The organism is Xanthomonas sp. NCPPB 3959, from assembly GCF_056675575.1.
Genome location: NZ_JBWWVR010000013.1, coordinates 1 through 15,825, shown reverse-complemented (window position 1 = coordinate 15,825; position 15,825 = coordinate 1). Strand labels below are relative to the sequence as shown.

Annotated in this window: 13 protein-coding genes; 6 read left to right on the top strand and 7 right to left on the bottom strand. The window is 64.2% G+C overall.

The window, feature by feature from the left end:
• Nucleotides 1–7: 7 nt before the first annotated feature.
• Nucleotides 8–901 carry an ABC transporter ATP-binding protein gene (locus AC1KVG_RS15545; RefSeq protein WP_006450216.1) on the bottom strand — a complete coding sequence of 298 codons (894 nt, stop codon included), beginning with the start codon at nt 899–901 and terminating at the stop codon, nt 8–10.
• A gap of 207 nt (nt 902–1,108) precedes the next feature.
• Entirely contained in the window at nt 1,109–1,498 is a 390-nt protein-coding gene (gloA2, locus tag AC1KVG_RS15540; protein WP_481094980.1) for an SMU1112c/YaeR family gloxylase I-like metalloprotein, read from the bottom strand.
• Between the two features lie 410 nt (nt 1,499–1,908).
• Between gloA2 and mmuP the strand changes: the two genes are divergently transcribed.
• Entirely contained in the window at nt 1,909–3,306 is a 1,398-nt protein-coding gene (mmuP, locus tag AC1KVG_RS15535; RefSeq protein WP_481094979.1) for an S-methylmethionine permease, read from the top strand.
• Nucleotides 3,303–4,265 (top strand): homocysteine S-methyltransferase, encoded by a 963-nt coding sequence (gene mmuM, locus AC1KVG_RS15530; RefSeq protein ID WP_481094978.1) that lies wholly within the window; start codon nt 3,303–3,305, stop codon nt 4,263–4,265. The genes mmuP and mmuM overlap by 4 nt, the downstream gene beginning before the upstream one ends.
• 6 nt (nt 4,266–4,271) lie before the next feature.
• Here mmuM and AC1KVG_RS15525 read toward each other — a convergent pair whose 3' ends face one another.
• Complete coding sequence (locus AC1KVG_RS15525; RefSeq protein WP_481094977.1) at nt 4,272–6,212, bottom strand: DUF885 domain-containing protein; 1,941 nt, start codon at nt 6,210–6,212, stop codon at nt 4,272–4,274.
• 151 nt (nt 6,213–6,363) lie between these two features.
• Here AC1KVG_RS15525 and AC1KVG_RS15520 point away from each other — a divergent pair, with 151 nt between their 5' ends.
• On the top strand, nt 6,364–7,260 hold the full coding sequence (locus AC1KVG_RS15520) for an AraC family transcriptional regulator (protein ID WP_481094976.1): 897 nt from the start codon (nt 6,364–6,366) through the stop codon (nt 7,258–7,260).
• On the opposite strand, the gene AC1KVG_RS15515 is transcribed toward AC1KVG_RS15520, so the two are convergent.
• The 3 genes from AC1KVG_RS15515 to AC1KVG_RS15505 all read right to left on the bottom strand — a co-directional run bounded on the left by AC1KVG_RS15515 (nt 7,226) and on the right by AC1KVG_RS15505 (nt 9,504).
• A complete protein-coding gene (locus AC1KVG_RS15515) occupies nt 7,226–7,816 on the bottom strand; it encodes a LysE family translocator (RefSeq protein WP_481094975.1) in 591 nt (196 codons plus the stop codon). The genes AC1KVG_RS15520 and AC1KVG_RS15515 overlap by 35 nt on opposite strands.
• 232 nt (nt 7,817–8,048) lie before the next feature.
• Nucleotides 8,049–8,825, bottom strand: a complete 777-nt coding sequence (locus tag AC1KVG_RS15510) for a queuosine precursor transporter (RefSeq protein WP_481094974.1) — start codon at nt 8,823–8,825, stop codon at nt 8,049–8,051.
• 4 nt (nt 8,826–8,829) lie between these two features.
• A complete protein-coding gene (locus AC1KVG_RS15505) occupies nt 8,830–9,504 on the bottom strand; it encodes a DUF502 domain-containing protein (protein ID WP_023903330.1) in 675 nt (224 codons plus the stop codon).
• Between the two features lie 155 nt (nt 9,505–9,659).
• Here AC1KVG_RS15505 and AC1KVG_RS15500 point away from each other — a divergent pair, with 155 nt between their 5' ends.
• Nucleotides 9,660–11,027, top strand: coding sequence for a hypothetical protein (locus tag AC1KVG_RS15500; RefSeq protein ID WP_481094973.1), 1,368 nt, complete (start codon nt 9,660–9,662; stop codon nt 11,025–11,027).
• Between the two features lie 902 nt (nt 11,028–11,929).
• On the opposite strand, the gene AC1KVG_RS15495 is transcribed toward AC1KVG_RS15500, so the two are convergent.
• Nucleotides 11,930–13,504 (bottom strand): alginate export family protein, encoded by a 1,575-nt coding sequence (locus tag AC1KVG_RS15495; RefSeq protein WP_481094972.1) that lies wholly within the window; start codon nt 13,502–13,504, stop codon nt 11,930–11,932.
• Between the two features lie 342 nt (nt 13,505–13,846).
• Here AC1KVG_RS15495 and AC1KVG_RS15490 point away from each other — a divergent pair, with 342 nt between their 5' ends.
• Together AC1KVG_RS15490 and AC1KVG_RS15485 are read left to right on the top strand one after the other, a co-directional pair.
• A complete protein-coding gene (locus AC1KVG_RS15490) occupies nt 13,847–14,209 on the top strand; it encodes a PadR family transcriptional regulator (RefSeq protein ID WP_162498259.1) in 363 nt (120 codons plus the stop codon).
• On the top strand, nt 14,206–15,117 hold the full coding sequence (locus AC1KVG_RS15485; protein ID WP_176340578.1) for a sensor domain-containing protein: 912 nt from the start codon (nt 14,206–14,208) through the stop codon (nt 15,115–15,117). Before AC1KVG_RS15490 ends, AC1KVG_RS15485 begins: the two co-directional genes overlap by 4 nt.
• Nucleotides 15,118–15,825: the final 708 nt, after the last annotated feature.

The window sequence follows — 15,825 nt, the reverse complement described above, 5'->3', positions numbered from 1 at the left end:
CGCTCCGTCAGGCAGCCAGCGCTTGCTTGCGCAGGCGCTGGAAATAGACATCCTCAAGATCGGGAGCGACCTGTTCGAAACCCGGCTCCGGGCAGTCGGCGCTGAACACGTGGATCACCGGGTGGCCGGCAATCAGGCGCGTGGACAGCACGGTGAAGCGTGCCTCGTAATCGGGCAACGCCTGCTTGGCGACCTGTTTGCGCCAGACCTGCTGTTGCAGCATGTCGATCGCATCGGCGGGCCGCCCGGTCAGCAACACCTGGCCCTTGTTCATGATGGCCATCGTCGGGCACAGGTCGGTGACGTCTTCGACGATGTGGGTGGACAGGATCACCACCACGTTCTCGCCGATTTCGGCCAGCAGATTGAGAAAGCGATTGCGCTCTTCCGGATCCAGCCCGGCCGTCGGCTCATCGACGATGACCAATTGCGGGTTGCCCAGCAGCGCCTGCGCAATGCCGAAACGTTGCCGCATGCCGCCGGAATAGGTGCCGAGCTTGCGCTTGCGTGCGTCCCACAGATTCACTTGCTGCAACAGCCGCTCGACCACCTCCTTGCGCTGGCCGCGATGGCTGAGCCCCTTGAGCACGGCGAAGTGATCGAGCATGTCCAGCGCGCTGACTTTGGGATACACACCGAAATCCTGCGGCAGATAGCCCAGCCGGCGGCGCAAGGCGTCCTTGTCGGTGAGCACGTCGATGCTGCTGCCGTCGGCGCCGGTCAAGCTGACGCTACCCGAATCTGGCTCCTGCAGCGTGGCCAGCGTGCGCATCAACGACGACTTGCCGGCGCCGTTTGGCCCAAGCAATCCGAACATGCCGCGAGGAATGTCGAGGGTGACGCCTTGCAGCGCATGCACGCCATTGGCGTAGGTCTTGGACAATGCACGGATCTGCAGCATGTACGGTTCCTGTGTCCTGGTGTGGTTCGATCTTCATGGCGTTACCGCATTGCCGCATCCGCCGAAAGTCACAGCGACCATCGACTACCAGCGGCTAACAAAACATACCGAGCGCCCGCCTGGCGGCCGCGCAGTAGCTTTGTTGATCGCTTTGATTCTTCGACGTGCCTCCGTGGCAGATGTGACCGAACCTGCCGGGTCTGCTGCTCAACCGACTTCGTAGAGCTCCAGCGGCAAGTCGTCCGGATCGGCAAAGAAGGTGAAGCGACGGCCGGTGTACTCGTCGATGCGGATGTCTTCGGTGGCCACGCCGTGCGCGTTGAGATGCGCGACGGCCGCGTCCAGCGCTTCGACCCGGAAGGCAAGATGACGCAGCCCGCGCGCTTCCGGGCGGCTGGGGCGCAGCGGTGCGTCGGGAAACGAAAACAGCTCGATCTGGCCGCCGTCGGGCAGCGCCAGATCCAGCTTCCAGGAATCGCGCGGCTGCCGGTAATGCTCAGCGAGTACGCGCAGGCCCAGGACGTTGCAATAGAACTGCTTGGAGCGCGCATAGTCGCCGGCGATGATCGCCACGTGGTGGATGCCGGCGAGCATCATGCGGCGCCTCGCACGCGATGGGGGAGCTGGCGCTGCCCCGCGTCGCTAGCGGCCAGCATGGATGCGCGACACGCGGCGACAGCGATGGCGATGGCGTCTGCGATACGTGCAGGCAGCGAGGATGCACTCCAGCGCTGCGTCTGCGCGTAGGTGCGTGTGTGCAAGTCGTGTGGCATGTCAGCGGTCCGGATGAGCAGTGGCGAGGATACCGCCCGGGTGCCCGGAGCGTGTCGTGCAGACCAGGCCAGGCCGGGCGCGGCGCGCGCTGGAGCGCATCGAGGCAGAACGCCCCGCGCGGTATCGCCGCACGGCATCGCGGATTGTTGGTGCCGCGTCACGGCTGGCCAACGCGTGGCTGTGCTCGCCTGCGCGCGCATGGCAGGATGCTGGGCCACCGACCCGTCCTGCCGATGCCCGAACCCACCTCCAACGCCGCACCGCAATTCCAGCGCAGCATGCAGGTGCGCCATCTGGTGATGCTGTCGCTGGGCGGTGTTATCGGCACCGGACTGTTTTTCAACACCGGTTACATCATCGCCAGCACCGGTGCATTGGGCACGGTGATCGCGTATCTGATCGGCGCGTTGGTGGTGTATCTGGTGATGCAGTGCCTGGGCGAGCTGGCAGTGGCGATGCCGCAGACCGGTGCCTTTCACGTGTATGCCGCGCGCTATCTGGGTCCGGCCACCGGCTACGTGGTGGCGTGGTTGTATTGGCTGACCTGGACAGTGGCGTTGGGATCGAGCCTGACCGCTGCCGCGTTCTGCATGCAGTACTGGTTCCCGCACACACCGGCCTGGCCGTGGTGTCTGTTGTTCTGCGCGCTGATCTTCGGCTTGAACACGGTGTCGGCGCGCTGGTTTGCCGAGGGCGAATTCTGGTTTTCGTTGATCAAGGTGATCACCATCCTGGTGTTCATCGTGCTCGGTGGTGCTGCGGTGGTCGGCGTGTTGCCGTTGGCAGATGGTTCGCCGGCCCCCGGGCTGCGCCACCTGCGTGCCGATGGCTGGTTTGCGCACGGCACCTTGCCGATTTTGATGACGATGGTGGCGGTGAACTTCGCCTTCTCCGGCACCGAGTTGATCGGTGTTGCCGCCGGCGAAACCGCGCAGCCTGCGCGTGCGATTCCGCTGGCGATCCGTACCACGCTGGTCCGGTTGGTGGTGGTGTTCGTCGGCACCGTGCTGGTGCTGGCCGCACTGTTACCGGCCGAGCAGGCAGCAGTGGAGACCAGCCCGTTCGTGCGCGGCTTCGAATTGCTGGGCATTCCGTATGCGGCCGACATCTTGAATGCAGTGATCCTCACCGCGATCCTGTCGGCGGCCAATTCCGGCCTGTACGCAGCCGCGCGCATGCTGTGGTCGCTGGCCAACGAAGGCACGCTGCCGGCGCGGCTGGCGCGCCTGACCCGGCGCGGCATCCCGTTGCCGGCATTGGCGTTGAGCATGCTCGGTGGCCTGTTGGCGCTGCTCACCGGCGTGTACGCGGCCGACACCGTGTTCGTTGCGATCTCGGCAGTATCGGGTTTTGCGGTGGTAGTGGTGTGGCTGAGCATCTGCGCCTCGCACTACTTTTTTCGGCGCCAGTTGCTGCGCGACGGCATCGCGCCGGAGAGCCTGGCATATCGCGCTCCGTGGTATCCGTGGACGCCGATCCTGGGGTTTTCGCTGTGTCTGCTGGCCTGTATCGGGCTGGCATTCGATCCGCAGCAACGCGTCGCGCTGTGGTGCGGCATCCCGTTTGTGGCGCTGTGCTACGGCGCCTACGCACTCACACAATGGCTTGCGGCCCGGAGACAGCACGCATGACGATTCTTCCCCGCCGGCCGCGTGCCGACGCGCCTTTCAGCCAGGCCCTGCAGCACGATGGCTATGTGCTGCTCGATGGCGCGCTCGCCACCGAACTGGAACAACGCGGCTGCGATCTCAACGATGCGCTGTGGTCGGCGCGCGTGCTGATGGAGCAGCCGGAGCTGATCTATCAGGTGCATCGCGACTACTTCGCTGCCGGCGCGCAGTGCGCCATCACCGCCAGCTACCAGGCCACGCCGTTGGGCTTTGCCGCGCGCGGGCTGGACCTGGCGCAGTCGCAAGCGCTGATCGCACGCAGCGTGGCATTGGCTGTGCAGGCGCGCACCGATCATCTGCTTGCCCATCCACAGGACGCGCCGTTATGGGTGGCTGGGTCGGTCGGGCCGTATGGCGCGTATCTGGCAGATGGCTCGGAATATCGCGGCGACTACGCTCTGCCGTTGGCACAGCTGATGGACTTCCATCGTCCACGTATCGCCGCGTTGGCCGAGGCGGGTGTGGATGTCCTGGCCTGCGAGACGCTGCCGTCGGCTAACGAGATCGTCGCGCTGCGCCTGCTGCTGGAAGAATTTCCACAGCTGCATGCATGGTTTTCCTTCACCTTGCGCGATGCCGCGCATCTGAGCGACGGCACGCCGTTGGCACAGGTCATCCCGGCGCTGGATGCCTGCAAGCAGTTGATCGCAGTGGGCATCAACTGCATCGCGCTGGAACATGTCACCGCCGCTTTGCAGACGTTGTCCGCGCTGACGTCACTGCCGCTGGTGGTGTATCCCAATTCGGGCGAGCACTACGATGCCGACGACAAACGCTGGCATGCCGGCAGTACGACGGCATGCAGCTTGGCCGACCAGCACGCGCAGTGGCTGGCGGCCGGCGCGCGGTTAATCGGCGGTTGCTGCCGCACCACGCCGCGCGACATCGCCGCGTTGGCGGCTGCGCGCACGGCGGGCTGAGCTGCCTCAGCCTTTTTGCGTGGCGATCCAGCGCTGGATCTTGTCCTGCAGGATCTCCAGCGGCACCGAGCCATCCTTGAGCACTTCGGTGTGGAAGGCGCGCACGTCGAAGCGTGGCCCAAGTTCGCGTTGCGCCTGTTCGCGCAGCTGCGCGATCTTCATCTCGCCGACCTTGTAGGCCAGTGCCTGGCCGGGGATGGCCATGTAGCGGTCGACCTCGGCTTCGGCATCGGTGCGGCTCATGCCTGAGTTGTCCAGCATGTAATCGATCGCCTGGGTGCGGCTCCAGCCCTTGCTGTGCAGGCCGGTGTCAGCCACCAGGCGAATCGAGCGCCACAGCGCGTTCTGCAGATAACCGTAGGTGTTGTACGGATCCTGATACAGACCCAGCTCGCGCCCCAGCGACTCCGCGTACAGGCCCCAGCCTTCGATATACGCCGTCTCGCCGCCCAGGCGGCGGAACTTGGGCAGATCGGTCAGCTGCTGCTGCAGCCCGAGCTGGAAATGGTGGCCGGGAATGGCCTCGTGCAGATACAGGCTCTCGGCCTCCCAGGTCTTGCGCGAAGGCAGGTCGGAGGTGTTGACGTAGAAGATGCCCGGCGTGCTGCCGTCGCCGTTGGGGCGCATGTACGAGCCACTGGCGGCCGCCTGCGCGCGCTGGGGTTCCACCACGCGTACTTCCAGCGCCGGCATGCCCTGGACATTGAACAGGCGCGGCACCGCCAGCTGTACACGGCCTTGCAGGCCACGGTAATAACCCAGCAATTCGGTGTCGCTGCGGAAGGCGAAGCGCCTGTCGGTCTGCATGAACTTGTAGAACTTGGGCAGGTTGCCGCGGAACTTGACCTGCTTGGCCAGCGCGGCGATCTCGCCCTGCAGGCGCGCCACCTCGTCCAGCCCGATCTGATGGATATGGTCCGGGGTCAGCTCGGAGGTGGTGCTCTGACGCACGTCGTAGGCGTACCAGGCCGCGCCATTGGGCAGCGCCGTCAGTCCGTCGGTATCGCGGCAGGCCGGCAGGTATTCGGTGGCGATGAAGCCGCGCAGCTCCCGGTAGGCCGGCATGATGCGCACTTCGATCAAGCGCTTGTATTCGGCGGTGATGCGCTGCTTGTCGGCCTCGGGCATGTCTGCCGGCAGGTTGCGCACCGGGCCCCAGAACAGGCTGTCTTCTGCATTGCGCGCGATGATCGCATCCAGCTGCGGCAGCACTTTTTGCATCAGCACCTTCGGCTGCACCACGCCGGCCTGCATGCCGGCGCGCATATTGCTGATCGCCTGGTCGAACAGCTCGGGGATGCCGACCGCACGCCGCGACCAGTTGTCGTAGTCCTTGACCGTCTTGAACGGCTGCGCGCCGGTGCCCGAGCCCAGCACCACCGCGATGCTGGCGATGTTGTAGAACTGGTTGATCGGCAGCATCCAGCTGGGGAACTGCTCGGCCGCCAGTGCGCTGCGCGCATCGCGCACGAAGATCTGGTAGCTGAGCAGGTCCTGCCCGCTCAAGCCGTCCGGCCCCAACGCTTCGGCCTTGCCCAGCCACAGCACGGTGAAGTCGTGCGACTGCTGGCGGAACGCCGGCGACAGGAAGTTGGGCAACTGGTCGTTGTAGCGGGTTTCGCCCTGGAAGGTGGCCTGCAGCGGGTTGAGCTTGAGCGAGGCATCCCAGTACTGGTCGTAAAGCAGGTTGAGCTGCTGCGCCTTGGTCAGCACCACGGGCGGGGCGACGACACGCGGCTTGGCCCTGGCGGCTTTGCCCCCTTTGGCAGCCTTGGTGGTCCTGGCCGCCGGCTTGGCGGTCTTCTTGCCTTTGCTCGCCTTCGCGCGCGTTTGCGAGGTCTGTGCCTTGCCGGTTTTCTTCTTGGCCGCATCGGCGGGCGCTGCCAGCGACAGGCTCATGATGGCGGCCATGGCCAGGGACAGCAGGCGGGAAAAGCTGAGGGGCATTACCGGCTCCGGGAACAAGCGAGCGGGGAGCTTGCCCGATCCGCACCGTTCAAGCCACCCACCCAGCCCATGGGGCGCGCCTGGAATTCATGAAGCCCGCGTTGCAGATGGGCGGCGCACACGCATGTTGCAGTGCGATAGTCTTGCGCGCATGCAACAGGATGAATCGACACGCGGGACGCAGTTGCCCCTGCAAGGCGGGCAGGGGTTCTGGCGCGATGCGGCATTGCCCTTCGTCGAACTCCGCCAGGTGATCAACAGCCGCACCCTCTGTTATGCGGCGCATACGCACGAGCAATGGTCGGTGGGTGCGGTGGATCGCGGGCTTGCGCGTTACCGCAATGGACGCATGCGGGCGCAGGTGGGGGCGCAGTCGCTGACCTTGATCAACCCAGGCGATGTGCATGCCTGCAATCCGGATCCGCAGCAGGACTGGTCGTTCCGCATGCTGTATCTGGACGTGGCGTGGCTGCGCGAACAACAACGCGCACTCGGTTTGGCCGCCAATACGGATGTGCACTTGCTGGCAGCGCCGTTGTGCCAGACACCGGCAGCCTACGCCGCTTTCGACCGCATGCATGCGCTGCTGATCGACGACAACGCCGATGCGCTTGCACGTGAGAGCGCATTGATCGCGTTCGTGGCGCGGCTGCATCTGCATGTGGAGCCGATGAGCCGTGCGGTTGCGGTCGATGCCGGGCCGATGCGGCAGGTGGCCGAGTATCTGCAGACCCATCACGCGCGTGCGGTGTCGCTGCGCGAACTGTGCACGCTGGCCGGGATGCCCGCGCCGCGCCTGATTCGCGGTTTTCGTCAGGCCCATGGTCTGACCCCGCACGCGTATCTGCTGGACTGCCGGTTCCAGCGTGCGCGTGAGGCCTTGCGTCGCGGTGGCGGCATTGCCGAGGTCGCCTATGCGCACGGGTACGCCGACCAAGCGCATCTGCAGCGCAGCTTCAAACGCGCCTGGGCGGTGACACCCGGGCACTATCGCAGTGCCGGACCCCATGTCCTCAGCAGAAGTCCATCAGCAGATAGACGGCGCTGAGCACCAGCAGCGCGGCCAATACCCGGTTCAACCGCCGTAGCTGTTTTGGTACCTGCACATGCCGCCGCAGCACTGCACCGGCCAGCAACCAGCACGCCAGCGAGGGATAGCAGATCAGCGCATACACCGCCGCAAAGCCGGCCAGTTGCGTGGTGCCTGCCGTTGCATACAGCGCCACGCCGGAGGTCGCCGCCAGCCAGGCTTTGGGGTTGAGCCATTGCATCGCCGCGCCGTTCCAGAACGAGGCGCTCGGGCGCGGCCTGGCAGCATCGATGACGCCATCGTCGCGCAGCAGGCGCCACGCCATGTAGAGCAGAAACGCTACCCCGGCCAGATGCAATGCGCGTCCGAGCAGCGGCCAGCGCACCAATGCCTGCTGCAGCCCCATGCCGACCAACAACAGCAGCGCCACGAAGCCCACAGTGGCCCCGATCACATGGGTATGCCCGGCACGCGCGCCGGCGCTGGCGCCGGTACTCAGCGCGACCAGGTTGACCGGGCCGGGCGAAATCGAGCACACCAACGCGAAGCTTGCCATTGCCAAAAGATGCTCCATTGCGCGACGTCCATAGCGGGGCGCAACAGCATGGCCAGCGAGGGCGCTGGCGGATTGAACAAAATTTCGACGGACGACTTTCGTCCGCTCGGAGTGGCTGACAAAACGTAGCTGGCAGTCGTGATGTGCACGGAAGCGTGTTCTCGGAAACACGACGGTCGAGTGCGACACGCCGTTGCGGGCGCCAACTGCGCGTACCCGGCGGTGAGCGCATTCGTCTTGCCGGCCACGCTCAGTCGGCAGCGGCTTCCTCACGCAACTGCTCGGCGCGCGCAGTGCCCAGATACGCGCCGATGGCGCGCCGGGCCAGATACAGCAGCGGGATCAGCGCGATCGCAAAACCCATCTTGTAGACGTAGTTGAGCGTGCTCACCGCCAGAAACTGGTCGGTAGACCAATGCTGCGGGCCAAGCACGAAGGCGATGTAGATCACCACAAAGCTGTCCACCAACTGCGACACCGCCGTGGAGCCGGTGGCGCGCAGCCACACGTGTTTTTCGCCGGTGGCGCGGCGGATGCGGTGGAACACCGAGACATCGATCAATTGGCCGAACAGAAATGCCACCAGCGACCCACCGATCGTCCACAACCCTTGCCCGAACACCGCCGCGAACGCCGCCTGATAATCGGGCACGCCCTGGCTCTGCGCCGCAGTGACCCACCAACCGGCCGGCGCCAGCGCGATCGCCGCGAACGCAAACACGAAGCCGTAGCCGATCAGCGCCACCGCCACCCACGAGATGAAACGCACCCCGCGGCTGCCGAAGAACTCGTTGATGGTGTCGGTCATGATGAACACCACCGGCCACAGCAAGGTGCCGGCGGTGAAGCTGAGCGAGCCGGTCTGGCCGAACAGGTTCCAGTTCAACGGCGCGATGCCGAGCGTGTCTTCCAGCGCAAAGATCTTGACGCCGATGAACTCGGCCAGCGCCGCGTTGACGCAGAAGAACGCGGCCAGCGCAATGAACAGGCGGACCGCACGATCGTCGAGGGTACGCACCTGTGTCATGGCGTTAGCGATCCGCGGTACGGGTGAAGGGCACCGACTCCGGCGCCACCGCGCCGCCGGAGATGATGAAGCTCATTGCCTGATCCACGGTCCAGTCGGTCGGTGTGAGCAACTCCACCGGCACGATCTCCAGATAGCCGGAGGTCGGGTTGGGTGTGGTCGGCACATACACCGCCGCCAGCTCGCGGCCGGTGCCTTGTTCCTTGATCACGCGCGTGACCAGGCCCACCGACTTCATGTCGCGATGCGGGAAGTCGATCAGCACCACGCGTTGGGTGCTGCCGGGCTGGGTCTGCAGGATGTCGAGCAGTTTGCGCGCGCTGTCGTAGACCACGCTGGCCAGCGGGATGCGCCGCATGATCGCTTCGAACCAGCGCAACAGGCGCTGGCCGATCACGCGCCGGCTCAGGATCCCGACGAACAGGATCACGCCCACGGTGGCGATCAGCGCGATGGTGTTCTGCACCCACAGCGCCTTGATCCAGCCCAGATAGTCGGGGAACGAGGCGGCGATGCGTTCGGACAACGGCACCACCCACGGGCTGCTGATGCCAGAGAGCAGCGAGAACACGAACTTCACCACCACCCAGGTCAACCAGACCGGCAGCAGGGTGAGCAAACCGGTCAGAAAGACCCGTTGCAGGGAAGGGCGGGGATGCGGAGTGGGGGATTCGGACATCCGCGCATTGTAGGCACTCGGCCGGGTCCGGTGCAGACCCGAGGCAGTGCTTGTTCGCCCGGGAGACGGCAAGTGCGCATACGCGTTATGGCACGCGTGAGCCGGTGCCTGCCGCTCTAAGATGGCGCAGTTCATCCACGGAAGGTTGCAAACGCATGCTCGCCAGATTCCTCAAGTCGGCCCTGCTGGGGCTCTGCATTCTGGTTGCCCTACTGGTGGCCCTGTACGCGATCTCCGCACGCTGGCCGATTCCTGAGGCACAACGCCAGGCGTTGGCGCAACTGCGTCAACCGCCGCTGCCGCTGCGTGGGCCCAACATGTTTGTCGCGCTATGGTCGTTGCCGTACGCGGTGCCGGATGCACAGCGTGAAGCGCTGCTTGCGCAGGATGTGCAGCGGTTCGAAGGCTTGCCCGCCGGCATGCTGTTGCAAAGCGCCGCCACACGCTATCCACGCCGGCCGGATTGGCCTGCGTCGGCCCCGGAACTGTGTACGCGCTATGACGGGTGCCTGGACCGCGTGCGTCAACGGCCGCAAGCCTATGCCGACGCGCTGGCCGCACAGAGGCCGCAGTTGATCAAGTTGCGCGATCTTGCCGGCTATGCGGATTACCGCAGCCCGTTCCCGCCCAGCGCCACCGCCCCGCTACCCACACTGCCGCAGTTCAAGCTGTCGATGACCAGCAACGCGTTGGACTTCGTACAAGGACGCACCGAGCAGGCGCTGGCGGGCGTCTGCGCCGATGCACGGATTGCGCGGGTACTGCTGCGCAGCGGCGACAACCTCATCATGCCGATGGTTGGCGCGGCGATGCTGCGTACCAACGCGCATCTGTTTGCTGAAATGCTGGCCGAGCTGCCTACGCAGCATCCATTGCCCGCGCAATGCCTCACTGCATTCGCGCCGCTTGCGGTCGATGAGGTCTCGCTGTGCAATGCCTTGCACGGCGAATCGCGAATGGTGCTGTCGATGCTCGAGACAGAGGTTCGCAAGGACCCGGCAACCGACCTGTCCTGGGACGATCTGTTGTCGCTGCGTCTGCTTGACCACGAGCGCACCCGTGCGCTGATGGCGCCGACCTATACCTGGGCGTGTAGCGCGCCGGTGCGGACCCTGCTGGCGCAGGATCAAGCGGTGCCGCAGGCAATGATTCCAGTGCCGGACACGGTATCGATGTGCTGTATTGCCAATGCGGTGGGGTGTCTGTTGGCGGGTATGGCACGCCCTGACTATGCGCATTATCAGCACAAGCTCCAGGACACCGCGGCCGCATTGCGCGCGCTGTCGGCAGTGCTGTGGTTACGCGATCATTCCAATGATGTGCAGGCACTGGAGCAGCGCCTTGCCGGCTTGCCGCCAGCGCTGCGCGGACAAGCGCGACCACTCCAGCCCGGTGCCGATGGCTTGAGCATGCAACTGCGTCAATACGCCAGGCGCGAGGAGAATGTGGTGGAAGATCAGTGGCCGCTGGCCGGCAGCAAGCGGCCGCCTGAGCCGGCGGCGATATCGATCAAACGGAGTTAGTGGCGTTTAGATGCAGTCAAAAACCGAGTCGGTCGAGTGCGCGGTGCCCTCACCGCTCGCGGGACACGCCGTGAATCCGTCCCTGGAGGCTCGGTGGCGGCATCCATGCCGCCACACGGTCCCGCAAGCGGTGAGGACACCGCACCAGAAAGTTTGTAGGTTGCTTTGTTGAAAGCCTGCCCATTGTTTTGACTGCATTGAGAAGATGATCGGACACGCCGTTATCTAGGCAACGCACGTCATGCATTGCTTGCACCATGCACACCGACACTCTCGACCGGTCCTTGCCCACCTACCGCCGCGGGACCTTACGCGGCATGGATGCCGCGTAAGAGCCTACACGGACGTACTTGCGGCGTGTCCCGCGACGGTAGGCGGGCGAGGGCCCTGCCGCCAAGCCGGAGACCGTCGGCTCTACAAGCGATCTATCCGCACTGTCCAACTACTCAAAGCCAATCAATCTTTCGATTCGGTGCGTCGTCGTAGGTGCAGTCAAATGCTTAGGTCAAAAGCCTGGGTAGTCGAGCGCGCGGTGCCCTCACCGCTCGCGGGACACGCCGCAAGTACGTCCATGTAGGCTCGGTGGCGGCATCCATGCCGCCACACGGTCCCGCAAGCGGCGAGGACACCGCACCAGAAAGTTTGCTGGCTGTTTTATTTAAAGCTACGCACACCGACCATCTTGACTGGTCCTTGCCCGCCCACCGTCGCGGGACCTTACGCGGCATGGATGCCGCGTAAGAGCCTACAGGGACGTACTTGCGGCGTGTCCCGCGATGGTGGGCGGGCAAGGGCCCTGCAGCAAACCCGCAGATCAGCCGCTATAAAAACCGACACATTCATCGCGTCCGATTGCAGGGCGCAGATCAGTTCAGAACAACGATCGGGACCGTACCGCTTGCTCAGAACCGGAAGTTCAACCACCCCATCACGAAGGTCGAATCGCCGTAACCGGCCTTGGTCAGCGCGGGGCCGGCGATCAGGTGTTCGGCGCGGAAGGTCACCGACCAGTTCGGGTCGATGTTCCAGGTCGCGTTAATGCGCGGCATGGTGCCGATGCGGCGCTCGCCGGTGCTCTGCGTGCGTGCATAGGCGCGCGCCTGGTTGTTGTAGATCGCATCGCTGGTGGTCTGGCGCCACAAGGTTTCCCACTCCAGATTCACGGTGAGCTTGGGCGTGGGCGAGAAGATCAACGTCGGCGCGGCGGTGACCAAATTGACCGGGCCGAAGAACGTCGCCCAGCTGAAATAGATCGTGTTGCCGTAGAGAAAATTGTTGTTGCGCAAGGTGCCGGTGCCGGAGGTACCGCCGCCACCGGATGCGATTTCGCTATGAAACCCCACGCGTGGCTTCCAGCCGCTGTCGCTCAACGTCCAGGCGTTGGAGGTGCTGGCCATGTAGGCACGCAGATCGCGTCCGCCAAAACTGCCGCGCTGCACGGTCACGAACGAATCGGTGCGCAGCTTGCCCACATTGCCCCATAGGCGCAGGCCGTAGTAATTGCGGTTTTCTTCGGCGGTCTGCCGGCCCCACAACTGATTGTCGTTACGGAACTGATAGAAGAACGGCTCCAGATACATCGGCTTGGCGGTCGGCAGGCGATACCCGCCAACCACGCCGCGGAAATGCCGCGAGCGGTCGATGCGATCGTCGCCCAACCCTTCGGTGCCATCCAGATTGAAGTTGAAATCGAACACGTCCACACGGGTCTTTTCGCCGATCGCCCAGGCGCGCACACCGTTGAAGGTCACGAAGATATCGGTGTTGTCGCGCAGCGCCATCAATGTGGTCGGGCCGTCGACGAACACCTGACGGCCCACACGCAGACCGGTGTCGGCGCCGCCGATGTTGCCCTTCACGTCGAAGAACACCTGCTGCAGGATCGCGTTGTTTTCCTGGGTGCCGGTCTTGGCGCCTTCGTTGCGCCCATCCAGACTGCCGTGCGCCAGTTCCGTATACAGACGGAAGTGCTCGCCGACATGGAAGTCGGCGCCGAAGAATGCACGGAACAGATACTGCTGCTGCGAATGGCTGCCCGGAATCAGGCCGGGATTGGTGATGGTGTTGCTGCGTACGCGCAGCTCGTTGCTGAGCGACACATACACATCGCCGGATTCGCTGAGCGGGATGTACTTGAGCGGATCGAACGGGCTCTTGCGCTTGGACGGATCCTTCAGATACGACCAGTCTTCGACCCAGCGCACCTGCCACATATTGCCGCCCTGTTTGGCACCCCAGCCCTGCGCTTCGAGCGGGTAACCCTTGGATGCAGCGGGCGCAGCAGGGACAGCTGGTGCTGCAGCAGGCGCTTGCGATTTGCTGGTGTCCGGCTGAGTCTGCTCGGCATTGACCGGCGCTGTCTGCGCCTGTGCAACGCTCACGCCAGGCAGCGACAACCCGATCGCGAGGCAGAGGCGCCGGGTGGTACCAAAGGAAGTGTCAGCCATGGCCGGTCGTGCCAAACGCGCAAGTCGCATCGTGTCGCCCTATCTAAAAGTGAGTCGCCTGAGCACGGTGTATCGGCTCAGTGACCAAGGACTGTAGTGGAGCCATGCCGTAAAGGCAGTAACCCAATGGTTCTAAGTACATGAGCCGGAATTTGTCATTGGGGATTGGGGATTCGCAACAGCGGGCATGTCGATTGCTGTGCCAATTCTTCTCCAGTTCGCTTGAGTCGATACACGGAAATTCTCGGCCGGCATGCCTTCGCGAATCCGGAATCTCGAATCCCGAATGACATAACCCGGCTCCATGACTAACAGCACATCCGCTATACCTAACTTCTCACTAGTATCGTCTTCGACCTAGCGGAGATGGTGATGAGCGAGCCGGATGCCTACCTACGAAAATTTCAGAAAGAACTGAGCGCCGGCACCGTGTCGCTGGCGTTGCTGGCAGTGCTGGCGCAGGCCGACGAGCCGCTGTATGGCTACCTGATCGCCAAGCGCCTGGAGCGATTGGATGGCGTGCTGAGCGGCAAGCAGAGTGCGCTGTATCCGGTGCTGCGCAATCTGGAAGCGGCAGGGCTGCTGCAGAGCCATGTCGAGCCCTCTGCGTCCGGTCCGCCGCGGCGCTACTACCGCATCACCCAAACCGGGCGTGATTGCCTGCGCGACTGGACCGCCGCCTGGCGCGCCACCCGCGATTCCGTTGATTCAGTGCTGGAGGGGACTCACCCATGACGACCATTGCGCAGACACGTCCGTTGCCGACCACCATTCCCGATTACCTGACCCAGTTGCGCCAGGCCCTGGCCGGCGCGGACCCGGCGATGATCCAGGACGCACTCTACGACGCCGAGGAATACCTGCGCGCCGAACTTGCCGAGCAGGCTGGCAAGAGCGAGGCCGAGGTGATCGCCGGCGTGGCCAGCAGCTACGGCGCGCCGGATGAAGTGGCCGAGATCTATCGCGAGACCGAAGTGACGGTGACGCGCGCACTGCGTCCGCCGCTACCGCCCAAACGCAGTTCCTGGGTGGGCAAGTTCTTCGGCGTCGCGGCCGACCCGCGCACGTACGGCGCATTGTTCTACATGCTGCTGTCGCTGGTCACCGGGGTGTTCTATTTCACCTGGGTGGTGACCGGCGCGAGTCTGTCGGCGGGCCTGTTGATCCTGATCATCGGTGTGCCGCTGCTGGTACTGTTTTTCGGGTCGGTGCGTGTGCTGTCGCTGGTGGAAGGCCGCGTGGTGGAGACGCTGCTCGGTGTGCGCATGCCGCGTCGTCCCGCCCATCCCGGGCCGCAAGGTGGCTGGCTGCAACGCATCGGTGCGATGTTCACTGATGCGCGCACCTGGAGCACGATGCTGTACTTCCTGCTGATGCTGCCGCTGGGCGTGATCTACTTCAGCGTGTTCACCACGTTGTTGTCGCTGTCGCTGGGCTTGGCCGCTTCACCGTTGGCACTGTTGTTCGATAACACGGCGGTGCTGACCTGGGATGGCGTGGATGTCACCAGCCCCTGGCTGACGCTGCCGTTGTTTGTCGTGGGCGTGCTGCTGCTGTTCGTCACGCTGCATCTGGCGCGCGCCTTCGGCAAGCTGCATGGCATGTTCGCCAAGCATCTGCTGGTCAAAAGTGGCGAAAGTTGAGTGCACTGCGTGATTGCGTGTTGTGCGACACGCGGCTGCGATCGCTGCAGTACCAAGTCGGCGGCGCTCGCAGTTTCAACGAAACAACCAGCAATCTTCCAGGTGCGATGAGGGCTCCGCGCGCTCGATTGACTGGCTTTTGACCTGATGACACTACGACTTGAAATTCAGGTTGTCGTGGAAGTGACTGGACAGTGCGGATAGATCAGTTGCAGAGCGGTTGATCTTCCGCCTGGCTGCAGGGCCCTTGCCCGCCCACCGTCGCGGGACACGCCGCAAGTACGTCCATGTAGGCTCTTACGCGGCATCCATGCCGCGTAAGGTCCCGCGACGGTGGGTGGGCAAGGACCAGTCGAGATGGTCGGTATGCATGGTTGCAAGCAAGGCATGACATGCGCTGTCTGGATAACTGCGCGTCCGATCAGCTTCGCAACGCAACGAGATCAAGAGGCAGGCTTTCAACAAAGCAGCCGACTAACTTTCTGGTGCGGTGTCCTCGCCGATTGCGGGACCGTGTGGCGGCATGGATGCCGCCACCGAGCCTACATGGACGTACTTGCGGCGTGTCCCGCGAGCGGCGAGGGCACCGCGCGCTCGACTAACTAGCTTGTGACTGTATCTAATGACGCTACGACTCGAAATCTCGGTTGTCTTGAACGCATGGAGAGTGCGGATAGATCAGTTGCAGAGCGGTTGATCTTCCACTTG